Origin of the sequence: Hydrogenophaga sp. (genome assembly GCF_019635465.1) — a bacterium.
In the GTDB taxonomy this organism is placed as follows: Bacteria; Pseudomonadota; Gammaproteobacteria; order Burkholderiales; family Burkholderiaceae_C; genus Hydrogenophaga.
Map to the genome: position 1 here is coordinate 338,794 of NZ_JAHBZK010000001.1, position 6,230 is coordinate 345,023.

At 58.7% G+C, this 6,230-nt stretch carries 7 protein-coding genes; 5 read left to right on the forward strand and 2 right to left on the reverse strand.

Going from position 1 to position 6,230, the window contains the following annotated elements; translation table 11 throughout:
- Nucleotides 1-15: 15 nt before the first annotated feature.
- The 5 genes from KF871_RS01665 to KF871_RS01685 all read left to right on the forward strand — a co-directional run bounded on the left by KF871_RS01665 (nucleotide 16) and on the right by KF871_RS01685 (nucleotide 5,271).
- Nucleotides 16-822 (forward strand): hypothetical protein, encoded by an 807-nt coding sequence (locus KF871_RS01665; protein ID WP_291137345.1) that lies wholly within the window; start codon nucleotides 16-18, stop codon nucleotides 820-822.
- Nucleotides 823-1,111: 289 nt separating this feature from the next.
- Nucleotides 1,112-2,263, forward strand: coding sequence for a matrixin family metalloprotease (locus tag KF871_RS01670; protein ID WP_291137348.1), 1,152 nt, complete (start codon nucleotides 1,112-1,114; stop codon nucleotides 2,261-2,263).
- A 359-nt stretch (nucleotides 2,264-2,622) separates the two neighbouring features.
- Nucleotides 2,623-4,311 carry a matrixin family metalloprotease gene (locus tag KF871_RS01675; protein WP_291137351.1) on the forward strand — a complete coding sequence of 563 codons (1,689 nt, stop codon included), beginning with the start codon at nucleotides 2,623-2,625 and terminating at the stop codon, nucleotides 4,309-4,311.
- Between the two features lie 303 nt (nucleotides 4,312-4,614).
- Nucleotides 4,615-4,881, forward strand: coding sequence for a hypothetical protein (locus KF871_RS01680; RefSeq protein WP_291137354.1), 267 nt, complete (start codon nucleotides 4,615-4,617; stop codon nucleotides 4,879-4,881).
- A 90-nt stretch (nucleotides 4,882-4,971) separates the two neighbouring features.
- Nucleotides 4,972-5,271 carry a hypothetical protein gene (locus KF871_RS01685; RefSeq protein ID WP_291137357.1) on the forward strand — a complete coding sequence of 100 codons (300 nt, stop codon included), beginning with the start codon at nucleotides 4,972-4,974 and terminating at the stop codon, nucleotides 5,269-5,271.
- Nucleotides 5,272-5,302: 31 nt separating this feature from the next.
- Here the strand turns inward: KF871_RS01685 and KF871_RS01690 are convergent, their stop codons facing one another.
- Both KF871_RS01690 and KF871_RS01695 read right to left on the reverse strand, forming a co-directional pair.
- Nucleotides 5,303-5,686 (reverse strand): hypothetical protein, encoded by a 384-nt coding sequence (locus KF871_RS01690; protein WP_291137361.1) that lies wholly within the window; start codon nucleotides 5,684-5,686, stop codon nucleotides 5,303-5,305.
- A 309-nt stretch (nucleotides 5,687-5,995) separates the two neighbouring features.
- Nucleotides 5,996-6,230: hypothetical protein (locus tag KF871_RS01695; protein WP_291137364.1), on the reverse strand; the 235-nt coding region annotated here is incomplete at its 5' end.

Sequence of the window (6,230 nt, forward strand, 5' to 3'; positions counted from 1 at the left end):
CCAAGGAGAATGAATATGAAGCGACGTGCACTTGCCTCACTTGGTCTGGCGACCTCGGTGGGGCTACTGGCTGCCTGCGGAAGCCTAACCTCGCCGAAATATGAGAACGGGCAATACGTACCCCCTCCGGCAAAACATGCGCTCCAGATTGACCTGAGGACTTCATCCTGTGGCACTGACGGTCCGCCCAAGGCACTGCTGACTCCATTGGTGGAAGTTCTCGGCAGCGCAATCATCAACCAGACCTACGACAGATTTGTCAACTGGTTGGACGAGAAGAAGGCAAACATGTCCGCGTCTTCCACTGGTGTGACGACCACCAATTTCCTCGTCGGCAAGAGCCCGAAGCGGTGCCTAGTGCTGACCCGAGAGGGCTCTATGGAAGCGATGTTTTCTATTGAGCCAACAGAGTCGGGTGGCTACTGGCATATGACACCGTACTCACTCAAGTTCACGAGCTCTGAGGCCAAGGAAGCTCCAGACGGAGAGAAGTCAATCGTTGCGGACATCCAGTTTGCGACGCCAGGCACGGACGGGACGCTGGCGACGTTCTTCCAGGGAACGTACGACTTGGGCGTGCGAAAGGCTGGACCACAGACTCTCAACGCGAAAGCGCTCGTTGGTCAGGACAGTGGCCCCTATGGACTGCCGAAAGTGCCGGAGAGCGATGCGCTTGTGACGATGAAAATCACGGCATCTCTTGTGGAGCACGGGGAGGGCCGGGACTGGATTCGTGGCGTGACCGATTCGCTCCGCGAAAAGGAGAACCGCGACAAGATTCTGAAGCCATTCTTGGACGCACTTGCCAAGAAGGCACCCTAGTCGGCGGGATAGGGTGCGCTCGGCCCGAGGTCTGAGCCTAGTCGCAGGCCTTCTCTGGCTTGTGCCTGTCTGCGCGCAGCTCACTTTGCCGCCGGGCATCTTGCGGCAAGCTCCGCCTGCAAAGTGCGATTGGTCGCGAGGTGCGCTGGATGCCGGTGCCGCCTTCGTGGGCAGGCAAGAGTTCGCCATCGATGCGCGCGAGCCTATTCAGGTATGGATGGTACGGGCGGGGAATCGGATTGCCGTATCAGGCGCCGGCATAGGGTCAAACGCGCAAGTTCATGTTGACGTGACCGCGAAGATGGCCGAGACGAGCGACCCGTTCAGCGCCGTGTGTAAGGACCGGCGTGTCGGCGAGCAGTCCAAGGTAGGGACGCTGCATGCTAACGCGCCGCTCGGGTCGACAGACGTGCTGTGGAGAATCGAAGTTCGTATCGGCCGTGCAGGCGGTCGAAAGGGGTCAAGTCCCTTCACACTTACAGTTTGGGACGTCTCAGCAGTGCGAGAAGAGAGTGCATGGAAGCGTGGAGTACCGCTGCACGGCATGCTCTGCCTGGATGGCATTCCCGAGATGGAGCGCAAACGGCCAGCCTCTCATCAGTTCAGTGATCGCATAAGGCTGGAGGTCAACGCCGAGCAGAGCACGTACCGCCTTGCCGCCGAGCAGCAAGCTGCGCTCTCCAATTCGGTGTTGAACTCGGTTGCCCTGTGGGTGCGCGCATGCATCGCGTGCCGGGTGGAGCACCTCGTTGTCGTGCTGGTTGACGGTCGGGCCTACACCAGAGCGTCTGCCAATGCGTGGCTTCAGAGTGCCATGAAGGTTCCTCCTGGCAGCGGTATCGTTCTCTTGGGTCCCGAACAAGAGAAGGCGCTTGAACAGGCACTACAGCCAGTGATAATGCTGAATGCAGGGAATCGAGGCAAGGAGTTAGAGAGGTACGAACCTCTGCCGGAGGCAGGCAAGACATTCCTCTGCAGTCTCACGACATCGCCTTCCAGTCAGCGGACGGTTGACGCCTTCAAGCGCGCAGCGTGCGGAGCGGGGATGGTCCGAGGCGAACTATCAAAGATTCGGGTCCGATTCAGAGACGGACCAACCGCATGTGGCGATGACCCGAACGTAATCGCCTGTCGCTCGGACCTTGAACTGACGGAGTACAACGCCCGCGACTATCGCTTCGTTGTGCCAGGGACCAGGCCAGTAACCATCGGCTCCGGCTCTCTTGAGGTCGACCTGCAGCACGTCGTTGCACACGAGATGGGGCATTGGATTGGGCTTAGCCATATTGAAAGCGATCAATCGCTGATGGCATCTTCGATGGAAAGGTCGAGGTGCATCGACACGCAAACGGTCGACCGCCTACTCGCTCAGGGAGATGGGGCCGGAGAGGCGAAGTTTCCACAGGCTTTCACGATGAAACGCAGGCAGGGAAGACAGTGACCCCGGTCCGAAAGAGCAGCCGTTCGTGAAGCTTGTCGGTCAACAACGGGGACGTTGAGGCCCACCTCTACGCCGCCCCCTGGAGGACGCAAATGGCTATCCAGACAGCGCTTCGCCGTGTTCCGAACGCTTGCTCCTCAGGATATCTCCGAGCCCTCTTGCTCGTTGTCGTTGCTCTTTTGAGTATGGCAGGAGCCACACAAGCTCAGGACTACACAGCACCTCCACGCACCATTCCTAGAGTAGACCTGCCGTCGCCTCCTCCAGCGCTTACCGGCCCCCTTGTGCCGCCTGCGGAAGAGAACGACTGCATCGTCCACCAAGGGTTGGGCAAATATGACCCGCGCTGGGGAATCGCGATGCGCGACACCTTTGGCGATGCGACGGCGACCATCGCTGACACTCGGGACATCGAAGTATCCGGATTGATTAGGGTCGAAGTATCCCGGCGCAGTCGGACCTTCAAGGCGCCGGCCGTCCTCAAGCTTCGAGTCAAGAGTGTCGGAACGGACAAGTTTGTCGACCTGTGTACTGTACGCACGGGCGACATTGGGGGACAGAGCAATCAGTATTGGCTAGCGCGAGGGCTGCCCGGGACTGGGCCCGTCACGTTGCGCGTAGAGGTCATCGACCTTGGTAGTGGAGGGCCTACGGGCAATGCGCCCTACACGCTGGAGGTCGAGGTGGCATCGTCCAACTCTCCAAGGGCCGGGCGATTCGGTCGCGGAACTAACCCGAACCCACCGACTGCCGACAAGGGCCACTGTGAACTGGTGACAGGACCCAAGAGACCTCAGGCTCGGCTGGAAGTAGTCCGTTCGATGGTCGTTGCACCTGAGTCGCGGGAGTGGCTTCGTCTGGAGTACATAACAGCAGGCAGAAACGTTTACCTGCAGTTTGAGCCACCCACCGAGAGCAAAGCGCCGGCGACCGTTACCGTCAAACTCTTGCGAAAAGGTTCGAACTTTGCGTTTGAGAGCAGTTGCACGCAGACCCTGGACGCCCGTCAGCTGAAAGGGCGCATGCTGCTTGGGACAAGTGGCCAAGTCTTTGGAGGCCTCGGTCAAGTATGGCGCGTTGAGCTCAGCGGCAGTGGCTATGCCGGGGCGCAAGGGGCAAGAGGAAGCATAGGAGTCAAGTTGCTACGGGAGGCCGACCCAGAGGCCGCGCTGTCCGCATCCTCTAACTTTGACGCCGGTGCCTCTGCATATGTGTGCCACGGGACAAGTGGGCGCCGAACGATGCCGCAGACCGGGGTTGGTGTCTTTGCTCAATCGGCGATGCTGCGTGCTGAGGTGCTGGTGGACACGGATGTCGTTTCCACGGCAATACAGAGAAAAGTTGTCGAGCATCTTCTTCGTGCACTTGAGACTTGGCGAAACGGATGTCGGCAGTGCCGAGTGGAGAACTTGCTCTTTGTTGAGGTGAATGCGCAGATGTATTGGTTGCCCCAGGCGGCCACCATGCAGAAGGGGGATGAAAAACACAAGAGTGACTTCTTTGAGGTCAGAGGTCAGCGCGTGCCGCAGGGCGTCTACGAAAAGGCCAGCGGACAGGAGCAAGGAATTCAGAGTATCTGCCTCGTTCCTGAGAAGACTGCTTCCGATGGAATACTTGCCGCGCAGAGGATGCTCAGATGTGGCGCCTTTGCGGGAGTGAATTCGAAGCCTGCCCCCAAAATGCGCTTGACGCTGAGACCCAAGCGCACCGCCTGCGGTGACGACCCAAACATCGTCGCTTGCGAGGCCGACTATGAGTTGATTGAACTTAACTTGCTGGACTACTCGTTTCGCTTGTTGGATGAAAACACGCCACCAATCGGCAAAGGTAAACGCACTGTTGACCTATTTCATGTCGTTCTGCACGAGGTCGGCCATTGGCTTGGCATCGGGCACATCGACAACGGAGGGGACAGTGTGATGGCATCGACGATGGACACGTCGCGCTGTATCGACTCGGTCACAGCTGATGCTATCGGCGCGTCACCCACGGCCACCAAAACGTCCGATGGGCGCCCGCTCGCTTTCCGGTTTACAAGCAGACAGTAGTCGATCGTCAGGGATTGGCAGCTTAATGCCATTCAGCGTGAATAGAGCTGCTGGCGGCGACGGACCGCAACCGCTGCGAAGCCGAAGTCTGGGCTTCCAAGGCGGCTCAAGACTGGGGGCAGTCGCGTGGTTTGGCGACTCGAATGTGCGATCTGTGCCACGTACCTGTCGTTCAGCGCGTGGCTACCAACGTCGACCTGTTGCTCGCATCGATGCCATGGCTAGACTGCTGCAATCGGCCAGGAGCGGACATCGGAGGATGACTTGAAATCGGGATTCTGGAAGTTGCAGAAGTCTCCCCGTATGGGTGCCAAGTACTGGACCTTCTGTTTGGCGTACTCAGCAATCTTTCCTGTAACCGGTGCGCTAGGCGGCAGCCTCCAAACGTTCGGCATCCTCTTGACGTTTCCGTTTTTGCCCCTGGCATATATGGGTGGCATGGCAATGGTTGCACTCGTCCAGTCCAATAGCTTCTATCTGCTGGGTGCGTTCCTTTCCATCTTTGCTCAAGTGCTTGTCATCGCGTTCTGTTTGCTGGTGCGAAAGCAGGCAAAGGAGCAACAAGCTTGAAGCTTGCCTGCAGGCCGCTTCGGGCCCAGCGCTGCCTCAGCTAGCATGGCGGTCATCGGTCAGAGGCGGACTGCCCGGCAACCCACTGCCATGTCCAATATCAACATCAACGAGCAACTGCTCCCCAGCTTGCAAAGAGCCCTTCAGGGTTGCAATCTGAGCGGCTTACGCCAAGCCTCTATCGAAGCAGACTTCGACGGAAAGTTGATCCAGGTGCGTTTCGAGTGTGAGTCGGCTTGCGATGAGCAACAGATGGGGCTTTTCTCGGTCGTTGCATCTGAAGTAGTCGCAGACTTTCCGGCTCCCTGGAACCTCGAAGAGGAGTACTCGTCTGCCTCGCGCCTGTCTCCACTGAAGTTCGTTGCGTATCGACGAAACGATCAGCGGTGACGGCTTCGGGCCCGTAGCGGACATCTCACATTCAACCCGCAGGACGAAAATCGACATCCACGCCGTTCTCGCGCAGGTCAGACCTGAGTAATTCCAGGGAACTGAACCACTCGTTGGCCTCTAAGGCGCGGGCTTCGTAGAGTGCCAAGGCGAAAGGATCTTCCATCGTGACGCTGGGAACCAGTTCGTAGGCTCCTGACTGAGCCCAACGGAACAAGCCGAGGATTCTTCGGGAACGATTGGGGGTAGTGGACCTGGGCATCAGCGAGGCCCCCCGGGCGTCATAGAAGCGCACAGCGTCCGATTCAGCGTCGATGCCTTCCCACGCAAGCACGGCTTCAGCAGCCGAGCTGTAGACGTGAAGCACTCCGGTTTCATCAAAACCAAAGATGGCCGTGGACGGCAGCTTGTTCATTGGGCAGGCGGTGGTGTCCGCTTTTGGCCGATTGCAGCAGTCTAGCCATGGCATCGATACGAGCAAGAGGTCGACGTTGGTAGCCACGCGCTGAACGACAGGTACGTGGCACAGATCGCACATTCGAGTCGCCAAACCACGCGACCGCGGCCAGTCTTGAGCTGCCTTCGTCCGCCCAGGCTTCGGCTTCTTAGCGGCGCTGGTTGGCTGAGCCTTCGAGCATATGTGCCTTCTGCGGTGCGTTGCCGTCTTTCGTGCCTTTGACGATCAGGTCTACCCTTCGCTCGCCACAGGGCTACAACTCAATAGCTAGATTGAACAGGCGGGGAACGTCAGCACTTCGCCGTCCTTGAGCCGCACAACGACGTGCTTCTCACGCAACGCAAGCAAAGTGCCTTCTTCGTACGAGGACATCGGGATACCAACATCGTAGTCGCCGCCATAGCAGTTCGTTCGGCGCAGAAGGCTAGTCGCTGAAGTGGGAACGCGCATGGCGTCAGTTCTACCTTTTGAGAATAGCGTCAGGTCAAGGGCATCGAACATG